Genomic DNA, 17,569 nt, shown 5'->3' on the forward strand with positions numbered 1-17,569 from the left:
TTATTGAGCAGAATCCGGTTCATCGGTCAGAAAGCTTTTGTTTCTTATTCCTGATCGTTTAATACGGTAATCTGCAAGAACCTCCACTTCTGCTTCTGAAAAAATCTCATCCCACTTGTCTTCAAGCTTCTTGAATTTTTTCGGATAAGTACGAAAATATACCTCCCCAAATCCAAAAATATCTGCTTGGTATTCGTCTTGCATTTTTTGAATAGTTGCCATAATCTTTTCTTCTATATATTTATTTAAAGCCTCTTCATGATTTTCATATGTTTTGATTTTTTCTAAATTTTGATGACATTGTGTTCCTTGTATTTTTGCCTCTCCACTAATATGTACGTTAATTTTGACTCCCGTTTCTTCCTCTGTCGTTGTCACATCGGAATGAGAATGAATAATACGAATATCCAAAAAATTGTTTTCTGCCTCGTTACCCTCCATATAACAAGGAATAGTTAGGCTTGTCCTGCTAAGCCCTTGTGTCCAGAGGTAGTCTCTAGCTTCTTCGCGAGATAAAAATCCAATCAATTTATCTTTCTTAAAAACGGATAGACCGGAAATAACAACAATGGAATCCAACTCTGTCTTTGAATTTTGTTCAATATTTTTTCCTGCTTCGGGTTTTCCTACAATTGAAACAGCACTTGTCACAGGGTGTCGACCCTTTGAAGTCAAAGAAGAAATGAAGTCTGTAAGGCGTACGTAAGGATCTCCTCCCCATTCTTCTAAATAGACTTCAATTTGCTTATGTACCTTAATGGATGGTACTAACTCTAAAGGATAGGTTGTTTTTACAATATCAGAAGCTTTTGTTCCTCTAGATATTAGAATGTTGAAGTCATTTCGGAATTCTCCCGTTCTTTCCAAGAAGTCCAAGACATCGCCGACACCATCCTTAGCGAGTAATTCATCGATGACAATTATTCTAGTGTGGGAATAGATCAGTTTTCTAGAAAGTCCTACGTTCATTCTTTCAGATAATTCAGCGAGTGAATTCCCTTCCTCTTGAAAAGTAATGACCGGTGTCCCGCTACCTGGCTGATCTGCAGATAGTTGTGGTGCATTTATAGTCTCAACAGTGACACGAAATTTAGCCTTATCTCCCTTTTCAATGGCAATCCCTGTGACAATGGAAATTTCATTTAGCTCAACCTTGTCCCAGCATCCGGTCAATAAAATTAAAACGGAGCATATACATAACCATTTCCTCATGAAAAATTCCCCTTATCCTGTGATGGTCCACTGTTGCTTCCTTTATCTGAAGTTTTTTTAGTATGCTTAGGCTTAAGATAAGATGGGCGAGTTATATTATCCCAAACAGGCATTCTAACAAAAACATCTTTCTGATCTTCTAAAAGGAGAGGAGCCACTGGAGCCAAATATGGCACGCCATATGAACGTAAACCAGTCAAATGGATAACCATGATAACAACCAACAGCAGTACTCCATACAACCCTATCAAAGCGCCCATCAAAATATAGGCAAAACGAAGAATCCTTGTAGCGATGGAAAAGTTATAAATAGGGGATACAAAACTTGCAATAGCTGTCAAAGCGACAATGATAATTAGAACACTAGAAACTAACCCGGCCTCAACAGCCGCCTGACCTATAACTAATGCACCAACAATGGAAACCGTCTGTCCAACAGCTCTCGGCATTCTTACTCCCGCTTCCCTCAATACTTCAAACGTAAGTTCCATCAATAGTATTTCTATTACAGCCGGAAAAGGCACTCCTTCTCTTTGAGCTTGTACACTAATTAATAAGGATGTCGGAATTAATTCATGATGATAAGTAGAAATAGCCACATACAAAGATGGCAATAACAAGGAAAGCATAAAAGAAACATACCGGATAAGCCTAATGAAAGAAGCCATGAAAAATGGTTGATAATAATCTTCCGTTGAAATAAAAAAATCAGTAAAAACTGTTGGCACACTTAAGGCAAAAGGACTGCCATCCACTAACACAGCAACTTTTCCTTCTATAAGATTTGCTGCTATGTTATCTGGTCTTTCTGTGTTATAGGTAAGCGGAAAAGGTGTAAGCGTTTTGTCAGTTAAGTATTCTTCGATATTCCCACTATCAAAAAGCCCGACTACATTAACCTTTTCAATTCTACTTTTCACCTCTTGTACAAGATTATCGTCGGTAATATTTTTTATATAACCTATCACAACCGCTGTTTTTGTATCCTGTCCGACACGGTACTGTTCAAAACAGAGATTCGGATTTCGTATTCTTCGTCTAATTAAACTAATATTTGTATTTATCGTTTCGGTAAAGCTGTCTTTTGGTCCTCTTATAATGGTTTGGGTACTCGGTTCCGTAACGTTTCTTTTTTCAATGCTTCCCAGATTGATACACAATGCCTGCTTCATTCCATCTATAATGATGACTGCATATCCATTAAGAAGCTTCCAAAAAATTTGATGATAATTCTCTGCAAATTTATAAGGAACAGAAGCAAAGTATTCTTTTCTAAACTCTTCAAGATCTCCTGAATGTAATACTGTATCAGACCCTTCTGCAGTAACAAGCGGTTCAAAAATCTCTTCGGTCAATCTATCTTTGGCAATCAACGTGTCAAAAAAATAAACGATGGCATCCCTTTTCCCAACAATTAAAGTTGAATAATGAAAATCAATAGATAAAGAAAATTCTTTTTGTATGATTTTGTCATTATCCTCAAGTGATTCTTGTATAGGTTCCGACGTTTCTTCCGGTGAATATAGTTCTTTATCGGTAGTACTTATATTCTCACTTTCCCCTAGAAGAAATTGTTTCAACTTTCCCAATTAATATCACTCCTTTTTCTGCCACTTCTCCCCCTTGTTCGTATTAACACGATCACAAGTAAAATTAGTGGCAATGCGAACTGGAATGGAAGGTGGACAAAATAAGGAACAATGTGTAAACCTTCCTCAATATGTTCAGCAAAATTGTCGGTTATGATAATGGATGATAAACAAATAATGGAGCCAACAGGAATCAAATACGTCCGGTACTCTCTTTTGGAGATATGTTCTAAACCCTTTAATGCCCCAAAAAAGAAAACACCTATCTTAACGATGACGCCAAACATCACCACAAAGACAACTGCAATATCTACCCTTTCAATAAAATCTAACAAAGAGATTTCCCTCGCAGCCGAAAGGAGCGGAAAGTTAGACCTTTCTTTCATTTCGTGTCCAAGTGTCAGCACTTGAATAACAGATGAATAGACAAGGACTAATGTACTGAAGATGATACTACCTACAGCAAAGCCTTTTGCCTTGTTATATTTAGTGACTAGTGGTAATACAACTGCGAACGCAATAAGTTCTCCAAATGGAAAGGTCAATAGCCCGGGTATAATCGCTTGGAAAATGGGTTTCATTCCTTCATCAAGAAATGGTCTTAAGTTCTCAAATTGAATTTCTCCAGACATTAAAATAAAAATACCTACCAAAAATGTAAATGAAAACACATAAGGGAAAAATATCTCCGATGTTCTTGCCATCACTTCAATACCTGAGTTCAACATGTAAATAATCGTCAAAATAATCGTGATACTAATTATTTCAATTGGAGTAAAGACAAAAATGGTAGACACAATCAATTCACCAAAATCCCTCAAAACTCTTGCAGAAATATAAATAAAATAAATAATATAAAGGAAACTTATTACGCGCCCTAACCATTTCCCTAAACAAAATTCTATGAGAGCAAAAAGATTATAGCCTTTTTTTCTTCCAAGCATGAAGTGCATTAGATAAATATAGCCTACTCCTATTAACCCAGCCAAACTGATGGCAATCCAGACATTTTGCTTTGCTTCTCCACCTATCCCGACTACTGTGGCGCTACCCATTTCAAAAATGAGGAGTAAGATAAACAGTTGCCATAATGAGATTGTTTCTTTATTGCCCATTCGTATCATTGCCCCTGTTTTGTTTATTTTTAAAGCGTAGATCTTGAATGATTGCTACAAAAATCCCAAATGTTAACGTCAAATAAACCATCCACTCTCTTAAACCAGGATCAAAAATGAACAAACGAGTAAAACAGTCTAAAACATCCCTGTTATAGTAATAACAATCTAGGATGGAAGTAAAAATCACCATACTTAATAGAAGTAAGATAGTAAAAAATGTAACCATAAAGTTGCCTCCGGTTTTCATATACTTGATAGTATTTTCTAAACATCTCAGGATATGTAAATCAGAGTGAAATACGCAAATTTTGGGCAGTTATCTAATGCTATGCAGGCACGTGGAAGGATGGGGTTTCAAGAAGAATTGGAGGATATCAATAATTTCTGAGGTATATCAATAATTCTCACAGGATATCAATAATTTTGAAGATATATCAAGAAAAAACAAATTATATCAAGAAATTGACAAATTCCATCAATATCCACCACCCTCCCTACTATCACCACACCAATAAAAATAACCGGGCAAAACCGCCCGGTCTTTTTTGTAGCTTGGTTATTCATCTAAACTTCATCTGAGGTTTCGCACCAGTCCATTAAAAGGATGGCAAAAATCTCTGCAGCCTTTATCATTTCGTCAATGTAGATAAACTCATTAGGATAATGCGCTACTTCAGTTGTTCCGGGACCGCATACGACTGTTGGGATACCTGAAAGCTGGGTGAATAGTCCTCCATCTGTCCCCCAAGGTGATGCTTCTAAAATGGGTTGCTTCTTTTCCACTTGTATATAAGCCTTTTCCATCATCTTCACAAAGGGATGGCTTAACTCTACTGATCCCGGCACCCACTGCGCACCAAACCACTCAAGTTCGACAGGATGACGTTTAAACCACGAATCAGTCTCACTCATCTTATTCATCCACGTTGCAAGTTCTTGTTTGACGTCTACTAGTTTTTCTTCAGGTCCTACTCCTATTCTTCCTTCCAACACTACTATATCTGGTACCGAGGATGGCCAACTTCCTCCTTCTACTTTTCCGATATTGATTGGAAGGGGAATTGGAATGCCTTTATATAAAGGATCTTCTACTCTTTTATTTCTTTTCGTTTCTAACTCTTGGATTTTTTTTATAACCAGAATGCTCTTTTCAAGGGCACTTACTCCCTCATATCTCGTTCCTCCATGTGCTGACCGCCCCTTTACTTTTAGACGAAACCACATGGATCCTTGTTGTTTTGGGAAAATTTTCATATTTGTAGGTTCTGGTATCAGTACTGCATCTGCGGAATAGCCGCGAAGAATGGTCGCTAACGTTCCCGCTCCCCCGCTCTCTTCTTCAATGACACTTTGAAAAATTACATCCCCTTTAAGTTTTACTCCAATGGATTTTAACGCATTTAATGCAAGTAGTAGGGAGACGTTCCCTCCCTTCATATCGGTGCTTCCCCTGCCATATATTTTTCCATCTTGAACTTTACCTTCGTACGGATCACATTCCCACTGTAACAAGTCTCCTTCAGGGACTACATCGATATGCCCATTAAGGATGATGGAACGACCACCTCCAGTTCCCTTCCAGGTCGCGACAACATTAGGAGAATCCTCAAAATTATCCCGTGTGGATACAAAATTTTCATGCAAACTCATTTCTTTACTATCCGGCTCCCATATGTCTATTTCCATCCCCAGTTCCCGACACGCTTCGATTACCACTGCTTGCGCAGAACTTTCATTGCCCTGTACACTTCTTTCTTGGATAAGCTTTCTTAAAAGTTTGACAGCACTTCCCTTGTTCTTAACCAACCATTCCTTGAGCATTTTCTCTTTCATTTCATCCCCCCTTCTTTTCACAGCATAATTAATTCATTATAAAAATGTAGGCGACAATGTAAAGGGTGCTTCAGTTTTCTCTTTCACCTGTTCCAAACTCACGCCTGGCATTAATTCTCGAAGATAAAGTCCAGCTTCTGTAATCTCAAAAACTGCTAAATCAGTAATAATGATGTCCACACATTTTGGTGTAGTTACAGGTAAACTGCATGATTTTACCACTTTTGATTGCCCATTTTTATCTGTATGGCTCATTAATACGATCACTTTTTTTGCTTTTTGTGAAAGTTCCATAGCCCCACCCATTCCTGGTACCCTTTTGCCGGGGACGATCCAGTTAGCCAAATCTCCCTGTTCCGATACTTGTAGTGATCCAAGAATCGTAATATCCAGCTTCCCTTTCCTAATCATTCCAAAAGCTAGTGCACTATCAAAATAGGATGCACCAAGCTGGACAGATACCGGAAATCCGGCAGCATTACAGAGATTGGCATCTTCTTCCCCGGACTGAGGAGTCGATGCCATTCCTAACACACCGTTTTCTGCTTGGAAAAAAACATGGATATTTTCCGGTAGGTGATTGGGTACCAGGGATGGAATACCTATTCCTAAGTTTACAACCATTCCATTTTCTATTTCCTTGGCCGCTCTTTTGGCAATCAAATTCCGTATGTTTCCTCCCATACCCATGTCCAGTTCACCCCCTCGCTTTGAACCATATAATCCACATATACTCCGGGCACGACAATTTCTTCCGGATCCAAACAACCTAGAGGAACAAATTCCTCCACTTCCACGATGGTTTTTGCCCCTGCCATTGCCACAAGAGGATTGGTGTTTCTGGCGCTTTTATCGAAAATAAGATTCCCATATGGATCTGCTTTTTTTGCATAGACGATTGAAAGGTCTGCAGTTAAAGCTGGTTCAAGAATATATTCTTTTCCACCTGATGTAAGAATTTGCTTGTTTTTTGTTACAATATCACTCTCAATCCCTACATCTACCAAAATCCCTCCTAAACCTACACCACCAGCTCTTATTCTTTCTGCTAATGTTCCCTGCGGACTGAACTCGACTTCCATCTTTTTATCTGTCATCATTCTGCCTGCAACTGGATTAGAACCTATATGGGAAGCAATCAATTTATTTACCCTTCCTGCACACACTACCTTACCAATCCCTATAGTCGGAAAGCCTGCGTCATTTCCGATAAGTGTCAGGTTTTTCACCTTTGAAGCCAAGAGGTCATCAACCAATTTCGGAGGTGTCCCTACACCTCCAAAGCCGCCGAACATCAATGTCATTCCATCAAAAAATAATTGGCGGACCAATTCCTGTTCCACTATTTTGTTGAATGTATTCTCAACTTTCTCCATCCCTGTCCACTCCTTACAATTCTGCTTGAAGTTCGTTTAGTGTCATTTCTAGGATGGTAATCAGTTCATCTATTTCTTTTTGGTTGATTGATAGTGGAGGTGCAATAATGACGGCATCGCCTCCGACACCTTCAATTCCCGCTGATGCAGGGTAGATGAGCAAACCATTTTTCTGGGCCAACTCTACCAGTCTCGGGGTGACTGCTTTTTCTTGTGAGTAAGGATACTTCGTTGCAAGATCTGCTACAATTTCCATTCCAAGTAAAAGTCCTTTGCCTCTAACATCACCAATAAAGGAGTAAGTTTGTTTTAATTGATGTAATTGTTGCAACAGATAATCTCCCATATGCAGGCCATTTCTTACAAGATTTTGGCTTTCAATGTATTCTAATACAGCTAATGCAACTGCTGCAGATTGGGGATTAGCACTATACGTATGTCCACTCATAATCAGCCTAGACCCCTTTAGAATGCTTTCTATTATCCTCTCGCTCACTAGGGTTGCAGCAATGGGAGTATAACCAGCACTCATGCCTTTGCCTATACAAATAATGTCTGGAATGACGTCCCAATGTTCCATCGCAAACATTTTGCCCGTTCTTCCGATACCTGTCATTACTTCGTCTGCAATAAAATGAATGTGATATTTTTTGCAAATCGCTGCAATTCTTTGATAATACCCATCAGGCGGGCAGATTGCTCCAGCTGCTGCCCCAATCACCGGCTCGGCTACAAATGCTGCGATGTTCTTTTCCCCAATTTCCAAGATGGCACGCTCTAGATCTTCCGCACATTTAAGACCACATGATGGATATTCAAGTTGAAAAGGACAACGGTAACAATAAGGCGGTTCTACTACAGGAGACTTTTCCAATAAAGGCTCAAATCTCTTCCTGCGATCCGCATGTCCTGAGAGGGATAGTGCTCCTATTGTAATACCGTGATAGCTTTTCCATCGTGAAATAATCTGGTTTTTTTTAGGTTCTCCTTCCTCTTGCCAATATTGGATTGATATTTTCATTGCTGTTTCCACAGCTTCTGTCCCACTATTTACGAAAAACGACCAATTAATATCTCCTGGTGTGATAGAACTAATCTTTGTTGCCAGTTTTTCCGCAGGAACACTGCTGAATTGGGATCGATAAACGAATGATACTTTGCTTGCCTGGTCAGCCATCGCATCTATTACAGCTTGTACATGATGACCAATGCTTGCCGTAACAGCTCCAGACGAACCATCCAAATATTTCTTACCAGTGACATCATATAAATACACTCCGCTACCGTGGCTTATCACCGGATATTCTTTATCTAATAAAGGCTTAATAAGATAGGATTGATCCATAAACGATTACTCCTTTCCACAACTGTCCTGTAACCGTTTACTAGCAAAGGTAGCTCCTGCCCGTTTCAAGCAAGGTAAATCCTGGCTGTCGATAAGCTAGCTTACTTTCATTCTATGTTCAGTTGAATGAAATCTTTCGTTCAATTTGTGGATTAATAAACAGTTTAACCCCGCTGTTACTTTGCGCAAACGGCTGCGCTCTTTCACCTTGGCGACCCCTTTCTAAAACAAAAAAAGCATCACTCTCAGTTCCTGAGTGATACTTCTTTTAAAACTTATCTTATTTGCAATAGCAAGCTCCAACAATGATTAACAAAATGAATAGAACTACGATCAAAACGAATGTATTTCCACAGCCATATGCCGGGGCTACTTGAGGTGGATAGCCGCATGGTCCGCAAGTGTAGTAACAGTAATCGTGCATGGTCATCACTCCTGTTTAATATTTACACTTCTACACTATGATATGGGTGGCTGTCCTGTATGTGCATATGCCCATTTTTGAAAAATCTATTTATGTTGCTCCATTTTATCAATGATTTTGACCATGCTTTTTAGTGTTTCCTCTATATGCGTGTTGTCCTCTGTAACTTGTTCGACTGTCGCGCTAATTTCCTCTAAACCAGCAGTAGCTTCTTCCATCAATGCTGCAAATTCACTCGTATACGAATCTGTAGTTGCTGTTTTTTCTTTTACTGTGCTCGCAAAATCGCGGAATTGTTGGGCATCAGTCAATAATGCTTTCAAAGTTTCGCTTATTTGTTGAAAGGATTGATTTACTTGAGTAGTTGCTTCAAGGTTTTTCCCCATTTTTGCTATGTTAAGTTGCAACTGTTTCAATACTTCTTCTTTTGTTTGGTTTAAAGAGGAAAGATTTTCTGTAATCTCTTTTGTCGTTTCGCCAGTTGAGGTGGCAAGCTTCCGAATCTCCTCCGCTACCACCGCAAATCCTCTTCCAGCTTCGCCTGCTCTAGCCGCTTCAATAGATGCATTTAGAGCCAGTAAGTTTGTCTGATCCGTAATATTTTTTATGTGTTGAGTTAATATATTCGTTTCGTCAATTTTTTCCGTAAGTACCTGGAATACAGCGTCCATTTCCGCCACATCTTGTGAAAAACTTTTCATGTTTTCTTGAAGTTCTACCGCCATCTCTTCCCCTTGATCAGCTGTGAACTTAGTAGCATTAGTAGTTTGATATAAACTATTGGATTTCTCTACAACATTATCCATCAATATGGATACATCATTCGTCTGTTCCGCTATGCCACCAATTTGGTCTGCTTGTTTTGAACTTCCCACCGAAAGCTCCTGTATCGTTAAAGAAACCTCTTTCTGCGATTGAATATTCATGTTCAAGCGCTCATGGACTTTATTGACTTGGTCAATTAATGTCATGGCATCCTGCTGAAAGGCTTCTTGCTTGATATGCCGCTCTTCACTTGCAGCTTGCATCGTGTCTACAATTCCCTCAAATTGAGCAAACAGTTTCTTCCCTATTTTCACTTGAACAAATGTAATGACAAACAACAAAAAGAATAATAGAACTATATTTCCTAGTTGTCCGTCCGTCATCAGATTACCGTTTAAAAATGACCAAAGTGAGTAAGCGAAAAGGACTAAACTCCCCACCCCTCCAACGATAAAAACATTTCTATTAAAGTAAACGGTTGCAAGCATCAAAACAAAAAAAGGTAGAATAAATCCTGATAAAGATGCCCCGCGGTTTAAAAGAATGATTAAAAATACTAAAAATGTTACACCTACTGTAAAGTAAGGAACTAAATAGTGGAACCAATTTTTCCATCTAGTCAAAATTAATAAAACGATCCCTAAGCATAAGGCAACAAATAAGGTCACGGTTATAATGGTTGCCGCCGGTACAAAGAAATTCACTAGAAGTCCTGCACCATACGAGATAAAAATCACGAAAAACATAAGCTTATTTTTGTTGATTAAATCTTGAAACTTTAATTCTTTTACACTTACCGCTGACATTGCATAATCCCCCACTCCATCATCCTTGTTGCTTTTGTTTCCTTTATATCTATTAATTCTTCATGTTCCTTCTGTTATCCTGCAATATTTCTGTTATTTTGTTGAATTTTGACATAAAAAAACGGGCAAGCTGCCCGGTACTACATATGAAGAATTTGGTCTTCCTATTTTATTATCCATATTATTTATCTGTTTGTTTTTGCTTCTTTTTCAAATACTCCGCACGTAATTTTTCAAGTTGTTGCTTTTTATCAAATTTAGCAGGTGTCTGTTTTTCATGAAACTTGGCCACAGCTACCTTACCTTTGTTATCCAATTGATATTTCCCCAATTTGTTCACCTACTTTTATTGTTTTAAAGAAAATCTATGCAACAAATATAATATACCTTATTTTACTGAAGTAAACCGTATTTTTTATCAACTGTAGAATGATATACCCTTGTTGATTGGAGTGGAAGGCGCGTAGACGCCCGCGGGAGGAAGGGACAGGTGAGACCCCACAGCGAAGCGAGGAGGCTCACGGACCTCCCGCAGACAAGCGAAGCGCTTGGAACGGAAATCAGGAAGTTATTCTAATTCATAAAAAGACGGAGTGTGATGTACACTCCGATAATTCTTTATGAAAATAACTTGTTGTATTCTCCATAGCCCTCTTTTTTTAGTTGGCTAACCGGAATAAAGCGAAGGGCAGCAGAGTTGATACAATACCTAAGACCGCCTTTATCAACAGGGCCGTCCTCAAACACGTGACCTAAATGAGAATCTCCCTTTTTGCTTCTAACTTCCGTCCTTACCATTCTGTGGGTTACATCCATCTCTTCTTTAATTTGTTCTTTTTTTATTGGCTTGGTAAAGCTTGGCCAGCCGCATCCGGCATCATATTTATCAAGGGAAGAGAACAGTGGCTCCCCAGAAACTATGTCGACATAGATTCCTTCTTCTGTATGATTCCAGAATTCATTCTTAAAAGGTGGTTCTGTACCATTATTTTGTGTAACTTCATACTGCATGGGTGTTAGCTTCTTTTTCAAGTCTGCATGGTTTTCTTTTTTCCAATTCTCTTTGATAAAGGCAGCCCTCCCAGATCCTGCTTGATACATCTTGTAGCGGAAAGGATTTTTCTTGTAATAATCTTGGTGATACTCTTCTGCTGCATAAAATGGCTTTGCAGGAAGGATTTCTGTTACGATTGGGTCTTTAAATCTTCCACTTTGGTCTAAGTCATGTTTGGATTTTTCGGCGATTTCTTTTTGTTCATCAGAATGATAGAAAATGGCCGTACGATAAGAATCTCCCCGGTCGTGAAATTGGCCTCCTGCATCAGTCGGGTCAATTTGGCTCCAATAAACATCTAATAGTTTTTCATAAGGGAATACTTCAGGGTTGAATGTAATTTGTACCGCTTCATAATGGCCTGTCGTCTCAGAACATACCTCTTTGTAAGTTGGGTTTTCTTTATGGCCACCTGTGTAGCCTGACACTACTTCTTCAATGCCATCCTGTTCGTCAAAAGGTTTAACCATGCACCAAAAACAACCTCCGGCAAACGTTGCTTTTTCCAATTTGTTTATCATGTAGTACCCACCTTTTTATAAAATATATTTACGTGAATTATAGCAATATCAAAGAGGATTTCCTAATGGTATGCTCGTATTACAGAAAGATAATAGTATGGTAAAATGAAGGGTACATATATCAGGAGGTTCAATTTATGAGCAAAAAAGTGGAAGTTTATATATTAGCTGGGTTTCTTGGGAGCGGGAAGACTACCCTTTTGACCCAAATGCTGCAACAGGAACAATCAGAAAATAGGAAAGTGGCGGTGGTCATGAACGAGCTTGGCAAAGTCTCCATTGACTCTGATTCTATACCTGATGAAACCCCACTATCTGAACTCTTTGATGGCTGTATTTGTTGTACCATTCAAGAGAAATTGGAATCAACTATGCAAGGGCTTTTACTTGATAAAGATTTGGATGCCATTTACATAGAGACGACAGGTGCAGCTCATCCAATAGAAGTGCTTGACACGGTTCTTTCTCCCATATTTGCCAACAAATTTTCTGAAGCTCGTATCATTACATTGTTAGATGTTTTACGTTGGAAAGATCGTGACAACTTATCAATTCAAGTAAAACAGTTGATAAGAGAACAAGTAAAGCATGCAGATATGCTTATTCTAAACAAGACGGATTTAGTAAGTGAAGCTGAGGTTGCTAGCATTTTGTTTGAATTGCAATCAATAAATCCGCATGCTTCCACTCTTTTGACCACCTATGCTAAAATTCCGGAAAACAGCTGGAAGAGAACGAAACAGCTAGAAAAAGGGAGTCATTCTATTGCACATGTTAAAGAGTCCCTTCACTTGAAGACATTTGTCTATCAATTCACCTCTAAAATTGACTTGGATGAGTTTGAAGACTGGCTTAGAAATCTACCTGACTCCGTTTACCGTATTAAAGGGTATCTTTCTTTCGAGCATTCAAACAGTATTTATTTGTTTCAGTATTCTTACGGCACTCCGCTGTATTTAAAAGAGTTGGTTAAAGTCCCGTTGAATCTTGTCATTATTGGAGAAGACTTGGATGCAGAGTTACTAACAGAACAATTACAATCTTTAGAAAAAAACAAACAATAATCGAAAGTGCTGTGCAAATCATGTGGATTTGCACAGCACTTTTCATTTTTATTCATTCATGAATCGCCTCAAATTGAATATGTTGAATAGTAATGAGGATGATACTGTTTTTGTGAAAAGAGGGATGACATGATTGTCATAAACGGAGAATCAATTACAGAAAGTACTCTTCCTAATCTAGAAGATCTTGAAAAAACAATTTTCCAACGCTTACTTAATGATTCACAGGTATATTCTTATGATTCTATGGAGGAATTAAGATTTGAGATTGCTTTACGGAATAACATTGTTGCAAGTGCTGCATTAATGGCACAGGGAGAAGCACGCTTTGAAACGTTTGCAGGTTCACAAGGCAACCCTGCATATTGGAATATAACAGAGGCTGGCGGCTTTTTAATACGGGATGATGTCAATTCATCAGATGCTATAACTGATATTTTTGAAAACAGTCAATTTTATGCGTATGAGTGTGCAACAGCCATCCTTATTCTATATTATCACGCCATATTAAATACAATTGGACCTAAACTTTTTAATGAGTTTTTTCAAGATTTATTACTTTACAGCTGGCATTTTGATTCAGATCTTGTCATGCAGTCTGTCTATACTTATTATACGATTCCAGGTGATGTTGTTTACTTTAAAAACCCTGATTTTAATCCATTGACTTATTGGTGGAGAGGCGAAAATGCCGTGGTGATGGGTGACGATTTGTATTTTGGACATGGACTAGGAATAAAAGATGAAGCGTATATCATTGAGTTTTTGAATGGTACGAGAAAACCGGATGCTACTAAGCCAGCTTATTTGAGTGATTATGTTGCCCGTCCATCTTTTTCGCATTTGGCAAAGTTATTTTCGCAACAAAACAGACGAACCAAACACCAACATCCAGTCATTATTCATCGCAAGAACTCCATTTCCCTCGATCGGTATTTGTTCTACTTGTACCGATCTTATCTTCCCAATCAATAAAGGCTAGCTCCGACGTCGGAGCCAGCCTCTTTCATTTAAAGTTTTGGACAAACCTTAAGATTTCCAAAGCACGGTCTCCTTCTTTTCTAAGTAGCTCCTCCCAAATCTGATCTCGTCGACAATCTAATTTAATAATATCGTAAGCAAGTTTAAATGAATCAGTATTGTAATATTCCTGCAAGTTTATCTCCTCCCCTTTTCAATTAAGTTCGTATATTCCTTTTTCAATTCACTTAATGTGTAGGTGGAAAGAACACTATGATTCATGAAACAATCCGCATTAACAAGTTTGGTAATATAATACTCTTTTGCATCACTAACAGCCTTTTCTAAAATTTTTGCCATTCCACTCACCTCTCTTTCTTCCAGTTTAGTAAATCAGTAGTGGAAATTCTTTATTTTTGTCAGGAGTTATCACATGGAAGTTACAATGAGCTTCATTTGACTGTAAAGTTTTCTTACACATGTACAGGAATTAACGAAAGAAATATACTATAATAACAGTAAGAGCTCTAGAATAGGATGTGAATGGCTATGACACAAGAGGATCCATCTTTGAAGGAGAGAAAAGTCATTTCAATCGGCACGGTTCGTGATCTTACAGGTTTATCAGAAAGACAGATAAGATATTACGAGGAAAGAAAATTGATTTTCCCTGCCAGATCAGGTTCTGGCATACGCAAGTATTCCTTCTCTGATGTGGAACGGCTGATGGAAATCGCCAATCAGATGGAAGAAGGTGTCCAGACTCATGAAATACGTAGAGAGTGGAAAAAGAAAGAAAAAGAAAATGATAATTGGAAAAAGCAAATGTTAAAGGGACAAATTCAGGCGCATTTTAAACAAAATAGAAACTAAGCATGATATCCACTAAGTAGGAAATCATGCTTTTTTCTTTATCAGAATTTATCTTAACGGAAGTGTTTGGTTATGCTACCATTAGCACATCAGGATAAAAGTGGAGCGTGAAAAATGTTTGAATTACTACTAACCATGTTAGAGCGACTTGGGATTATCGTCACCGTTGCTTTTATCATGACAAGGCTATCGTTTTTTAGACAACTTATCAACCAACAGCAAATTAATCGAAAGCAGCAGGTAATCGCTATTATCTTTTTTGGCTTTTTCGGCATTATCGGTACATATACTGGTATCGCTTTTAGTACAGAAACATTAGGCTTTAACCGTTGGATAACAGAATTAAATGATTCAGAGGCGATTGCCAATTCCCGAGTGATTGGCATTGTAATGGCAGGCTTACTTGGTGGATACAAAGTAGGAATTGGTGCAGGATTTATTGCAGGTATCCATCGCATGAGTCTTGGTGGGTTCACTGCTTTTTCATGCGGTTTTTCTGCTATTGTAGCAGGCTTGTTGGCAGGTTTTATTCGAAGCAAATACAAAGGAAAAAGAATTAGTGTGACAGTTGCGCTGCTGACTGGAGCATTAGCAGAATCCATTCAAATGGGGATTATCCTATTAAGTTCCCAGCCATTCGCTAAAGCTTTAGCACTTGTGGAAAGTATTGGCCTCCCCATGATTTTAGCGAATGGGGTTGGATCTGCTCTCTTTTTCCTTATTATATTAACTGTAATTAACGAAGAAGAAAGAGTTGGAGCACTTCAAGCTCAAAAAGCTTTGTCGCTTGCTGAAAATACGTTGACACACCTCCGAAAAGGTTTATCGATTGAATCAGCTGAAGAAACGTGCAAAATAATATATCGGGAAGTAAATGCGAGTGCTGTAGCCATAACAGATACGGAAAAGATTTTAGCTCATGTAGGAATGGGTAATGATCATCATAAACCTCTCTCCCCCATTCAGACACATAGTACCAGACAGGTCTTAAAATTAGGAGATTTATTAGTAGCAGGAAAGAACGACATACAGTGTCAAGATCCATCTTGTCCACTCGGTGCGGTTGTTATTGCTCCATTAAAGAAGCGAGAAGAAACTGTTGGTACACTTAAATTTTATTTTGGCTCTGATAAAGAAATTGATAATGTAGTGATCCAATTAATTTCAGGACTCAGCTCCCTTATGAGTCATCAGTTGGAAATTTCTGAAGCAGAAAATGCATCCAAACTAGTGAAAGAAGCTGAAATTAAAGCTCTCCAAGCTCAAATCAGCCCCCACTTTCTGTTTAACTCTCTGAATGTCATTGTATCTTTAATACGCACAGATCCGAAAAAGGCAAGAAAACTATTAATTTCTCTTTCTCATTTCTTCCGCCAAAACTTGACGGCAACCACTGCTAAATGGACCACTGTTCAAGAAGAGCTAAAACATGTACAAGCATACCTTTCTGTTGAGGAAGCAAGATACTCTGATCGCTTAACAGTATCGTATCATATTGACGAATCTTCGCTTTCCTACCTTGTTCCTCCTCTGTCCTTGCAGCCAATAGTTGAAAACGCCGTAAAACATGGACTTAAGGACCGTCAGGAAAATGCACAATTAACCATTACTATAAAAGAGCGCTCTTCTGATATACTAATCTCTATAGTGGATAATGGAGCAGGCATGACAAGTGAGAGAACAAATGAGCTTGGACAGCATCAGGTTTTTTCTCCTACTGGTACGGGGGTTGGCCTTTACAATATTAATAAAAGACTTATAATGATGTTTGGCAAACAATCAAGATTGCATTTCCTTAGTGAAGTCGGTAGAGGCACAACGGTTTCTTTTACCATTGCCAAAAAATTAAATAAGGATGTCTTATCAGATGGATAATATTAAAACAATTATTGTTGATGATGAACCATACAGCCGTGATGAACTTAAGCATTTATTAGAAGACCATAACTGTATACAAGTGATTGGAGAAGCAGCCACAGGTGAAGAAGCTCTGTTACTGTGCATGCAGCATCAGCCAGATGTCGTTTTTTTAGATATTGAAATGCCAAAGATGAACGGCTTAGAGGTAGCTAAGCATTTAAAAGAGTTAAAAAAATCACCTCTTATTGTTTTTGCCACTGCCTTTCCTAATTTTGCAGTAGACGCTTTTAGACATGAAGCGGTTGACTATCTATTAAAACCTTTCGATGAGGAACAACTGTCCCAAACCGTGTGTCGGCTTAGTAAACATTTAATTCCAAAAAAGGAATTCACATCACAATCTGGCTCCTCTAGGCTTGCTGTGGAATATGAAAACGAGATTTTTTATCTAGATCCTCTTGATATACTCTATGTCAGCAGAGATGATCGGATTTCAAGAATACATACTAATGCTCGCAACTTCGAGTCAAAGCTTGCTTTAAAGGATCTAGAGGAAAGGTTGCATGACTATCCCTTTTTCCGCATCCATAAAAGTTACCTTGTTAATGTAAACTATGTGACGAAATTAACACCTTGGTTCAATGGAGCATACATGCTGGAACTTACAGGAAGTCCAGAAAAACTCTCTGTAAGCCGTAATTATGTAAAAGCTTTAAGAAAAAAACTTGAATTATAACATGTCAGTGATGGATACTGACATGTTATTTAT

19 protein-coding genes and 1 pseudogene are annotated in these 17,569 nt (G+C 38.3%); 5 read left to right on the forward strand and 15 right to left on the reverse strand.

Going from position 1 to position 17,569, the window contains the following annotated elements; translation table 11 throughout:
- The 13 genes and pseudogenes from AAV98_RS01765 to msrA form a co-directional block, all read right to left on the reverse strand.
- Complete coding sequence (locus tag AAV98_RS01765) at positions 1 to 1,212, reverse strand: Ger(x)C family spore germination protein (protein WP_060663832.1); 1,212 nt, start codon at positions 1,210 to 1,212, stop codon at positions 1 to 3.
- Complete coding sequence (locus tag AAV98_RS01770; RefSeq protein ID WP_060663833.1) at positions 1,209 to 2,801, reverse strand: spore germination protein; 1,593 nt, start codon at positions 2,799 to 2,801, stop codon at positions 1,209 to 1,211. Before AAV98_RS01770 ends, AAV98_RS01765 begins: the two co-directional genes overlap by 4 nt.
- Entirely contained in the window at positions 2,789 to 3,916 is a 1,128-nt protein-coding gene (locus AAV98_RS01775) for a GerAB/ArcD/ProY family transporter (RefSeq protein WP_060663834.1), read from the reverse strand. The genes AAV98_RS01770 and AAV98_RS01775 overlap by 13 nt, the downstream gene beginning before the upstream one ends.
- Positions 3,906 to 4,145: a hypothetical protein gene (locus tag AAV98_RS01780; RefSeq protein WP_060663835.1), complete on the reverse strand. Its 240-nt coding sequence runs from the start codon at positions 4,143 to 4,145 to the stop codon at positions 3,906 to 3,908. Before AAV98_RS01780 ends, AAV98_RS01775 begins: the two co-directional genes overlap by 11 nt.
- Positions 4,146 to 4,483: 338 nt before the next feature.
- On the reverse strand, positions 4,484 to 5,752 hold the full coding sequence (locus AAV98_RS01785) for a peptidase (RefSeq protein WP_060663836.1): 1,269 nt from the start codon (positions 5,750 to 5,752) through the stop codon (positions 4,484 to 4,486).
- 36 nt (positions 5,753 to 5,788) lie between these two features.
- Positions 5,789 to 6,442 (reverse strand): 3-oxoacid CoA-transferase subunit B, encoded by a 654-nt coding sequence (locus AAV98_RS01790; protein WP_060663837.1) that lies wholly within the window; start codon positions 6,440 to 6,442, stop codon positions 5,789 to 5,791.
- On the reverse strand, positions 6,412 to 7,128 hold the full coding sequence (locus tag AAV98_RS01795; protein ID WP_060663838.1) for a CoA transferase subunit A: 717 nt from the start codon (positions 7,126 to 7,128) through the stop codon (positions 6,412 to 6,414). The genes AAV98_RS01790 and AAV98_RS01795 overlap by 31 nt, the downstream gene beginning before the upstream one ends.
- Before the next feature lie 13 nt (positions 7,129 to 7,141).
- Positions 7,142 to 8,473, reverse strand: a complete 1,332-nt coding sequence (locus tag AAV98_RS01800) for an aspartate aminotransferase family protein (protein WP_060663839.1) — start codon at positions 8,471 to 8,473, stop codon at positions 7,142 to 7,144.
- A gap of 280 nt (positions 8,474 to 8,753) precedes the next feature.
- Positions 8,754 to 8,897: a YjcZ family sporulation protein gene (locus AAV98_RS19780; RefSeq protein WP_082380719.1), complete on the reverse strand. Its 144-nt coding sequence runs from the start codon at positions 8,895 to 8,897 to the stop codon at positions 8,754 to 8,756.
- A gap of 86 nt (positions 8,898 to 8,983) precedes the next feature.
- Entirely contained in the window at positions 8,984 to 10,468 is a 1,485-nt protein-coding gene (locus AAV98_RS01805; protein WP_060663840.1) for a methyl-accepting chemotaxis protein, read from the reverse strand.
- A gap of 181 nt (positions 10,469 to 10,649) precedes the next feature.
- Positions 10,650 to 10,799: a hypothetical protein gene (locus AAV98_RS20465; RefSeq protein WP_060663841.1), complete on the reverse strand. Its 150-nt coding sequence runs from the start codon at positions 10,797 to 10,799 to the stop codon at positions 10,650 to 10,652.
- 287 nt (positions 10,800 to 11,086) lie between these two features.
- Positions 11,087 to 11,536 (reverse strand): peptide-methionine (R)-S-oxide reductase MsrB, encoded by a 450-nt coding sequence (gene msrB / locus AAV98_RS20655; RefSeq protein ID WP_269433427.1) that lies wholly within the window; start codon positions 11,534 to 11,536, stop codon positions 11,087 to 11,089.
- Positions 11,522 to 12,043, reverse strand: a pseudogene (msrA, locus tag AAV98_RS20660) (peptide-methionine (S)-S-oxide reductase MsrA); the annotation flags it as partial. The gene msrB and the pseudogene msrA, both read right to left, overlap by 15 nt.
- A 137-nt stretch (positions 12,044 to 12,180) precedes the next feature.
- On the opposite strand from msrA, the gene AAV98_RS01820 reads away from it, so the two are divergent.
- Entirely contained in the window at positions 12,181 to 13,107 is a 927-nt protein-coding gene (locus AAV98_RS01820) for a CobW family GTP-binding protein (protein WP_060663843.1), read from the forward strand.
- 129 nt (positions 13,108 to 13,236) lie between these two features.
- Positions 13,237 to 14,082, forward strand: coding sequence for a protein-glutamine gamma-glutamyltransferase (locus AAV98_RS01825; protein WP_060663844.1), 846 nt, complete (start codon positions 13,237 to 13,239; stop codon positions 14,080 to 14,082).
- A gap of 31 nt (positions 14,083 to 14,113) precedes the next feature.
- On the opposite strand, the gene AAV98_RS20470 is transcribed toward AAV98_RS01825, so the two are convergent.
- A complete protein-coding gene (locus AAV98_RS20470) occupies positions 14,114 to 14,263 on the reverse strand; it encodes a hypothetical protein (protein ID WP_197284202.1) in 150 nt (49 codons plus the stop codon).
- Positions 14,264 to 14,265: 2 nt separating this feature from the next.
- Positions 14,266 to 14,427 carry a Fur-regulated basic protein FbpA gene (gene fbpA / locus AAV98_RS19785; RefSeq protein WP_082380720.1) on the reverse strand — a complete coding sequence of 54 codons (162 nt, stop codon included), beginning with the start codon at positions 14,425 to 14,427 and terminating at the stop codon, positions 14,266 to 14,268.
- A gap of 189 nt (positions 14,428 to 14,616) precedes the next feature.
- On the opposite strand from fbpA, the gene AAV98_RS01830 reads away from it, so the two are divergent.
- From AAV98_RS01830 to AAV98_RS01840, 3 genes are all read left to right on the forward strand, one after another.
- Entirely contained in the window at positions 14,617 to 14,940 is a 324-nt protein-coding gene (locus AAV98_RS01830; protein WP_060663845.1) for a MerR family transcriptional regulator, read from the forward strand.
- Between the two features lie 114 nt (positions 14,941 to 15,054).
- On the forward strand, positions 15,055 to 16,815 hold the full coding sequence (locus AAV98_RS01835) for a sensor histidine kinase (protein ID WP_060663846.1): 1,761 nt from the start codon (positions 15,055 to 15,057) through the stop codon (positions 16,813 to 16,815).
- Positions 16,808 to 17,536 (forward strand): LytR/AlgR family response regulator transcription factor, encoded by a 729-nt coding sequence (locus AAV98_RS01840; RefSeq protein ID WP_060663847.1) that lies wholly within the window; start codon positions 16,808 to 16,810, stop codon positions 17,534 to 17,536. Before AAV98_RS01835 ends, AAV98_RS01840 begins: the two co-directional genes overlap by 8 nt.
- Positions 17,537 to 17,569 lie beyond the last annotated feature (33 nt).

Source organism: Bacillus sp. CHD6a (assembly GCF_001293645.1).
GTDB lineage: Bacteria > Bacillota > Bacilli > Bacillales > Bacillaceae_I > Sutcliffiella_A.

What these genes read in the sequence shown, in the direction of transcription:
- AAV98_RS01765 (WP_060663832.1), bottom strand. Translation starts at nt 1,212, where the DNA reads ATGAGGAAATGGTTATGTATATGCTCCGTTTTAATTTTATTGACCGGA.
- AAV98_RS01775 (WP_060663834.1), bottom strand. Translation starts at nt 3,916, where the DNA reads ATGGGCAATAAAGAAACAATCTCATTATGGCAACTGTTTATCTTACTC.
- AAV98_RS01780 (WP_060663835.1), bottom strand. Translation starts at nt 4,145, where the DNA reads ATGGTTACATTTTTTACTATCTTACTTCTATTAAGTATGGTGATTTTT.
- AAV98_RS01785 (WP_060663836.1), bottom strand. Translation starts at nt 5,752, where the DNA reads ATGAAAGAGAAAATGCTCAAGGAATGGTTGGTTAAGAACAAGGGAAGT.
- AAV98_RS01790 (WP_060663837.1), bottom strand. Translation starts at nt 6,442, where the DNA reads ATGGGTATGGGAGGAAACATACGGAATTTGATTGCCAAAAGAGCGGCC.
- AAV98_RS01795 (WP_060663838.1), bottom strand. Translation starts at nt 7,128, where the DNA reads ATGGAGAAAGTTGAGAATACATTCAACAAAATAGTGGAACAGGAATTG.
- AAV98_RS01800 (WP_060663839.1), bottom strand. Translation starts at nt 8,473, where the DNA reads ATGGATCAATCCTATCTTATTAAGCCTTTATTAGATAAAGAATATCCG.
- AAV98_RS19780 (WP_082380719.1), bottom strand. Translation starts at nt 8,897, where the DNA reads ATGCACGATTACTGTTACTACACTTGCGGACCATGCGGCTATCCACCT.
- AAV98_RS01805 (WP_060663840.1), bottom strand. Translation starts at nt 10,468, where the DNA reads ATGTCAGCGGTAAGTGTAAAAGAATTAAAGTTTCAAGATTTAATCAAC.
- AAV98_RS01820 (WP_060663843.1), top strand. Translation starts at nt 12,181, where the DNA reads ATGAGCAAAAAAGTGGAAGTTTATATATTAGCTGGGTTTCTTGGGAGC.
- AAV98_RS01825 (WP_060663844.1), top strand. Translation starts at nt 13,237, where the DNA reads ATGATTGTCATAAACGGAGAATCAATTACAGAAAGTACTCTTCCTAAT.
- fbpA (WP_082380720.1), bottom strand. Translation starts at nt 14,427, where the DNA reads ATGGCAAAAATTTTAGAAAAGGCTGTTAGTGATGCAAAAGAGTATTAT.
- AAV98_RS01830 (WP_060663845.1), top strand. Translation starts at nt 14,617, where the DNA reads ATGACACAAGAGGATCCATCTTTGAAGGAGAGAAAAGTCATTTCAATC.
- AAV98_RS01835 (WP_060663846.1), top strand. Translation starts at nt 15,055, where the DNA reads ATGTTTGAATTACTACTAACCATGTTAGAGCGACTTGGGATTATCGTC.
- AAV98_RS01840 (WP_060663847.1), top strand. Translation starts at nt 16,808, where the DNA reads ATGGATAATATTAAAACAATTATTGTTGATGATGAACCATACAGCCGT.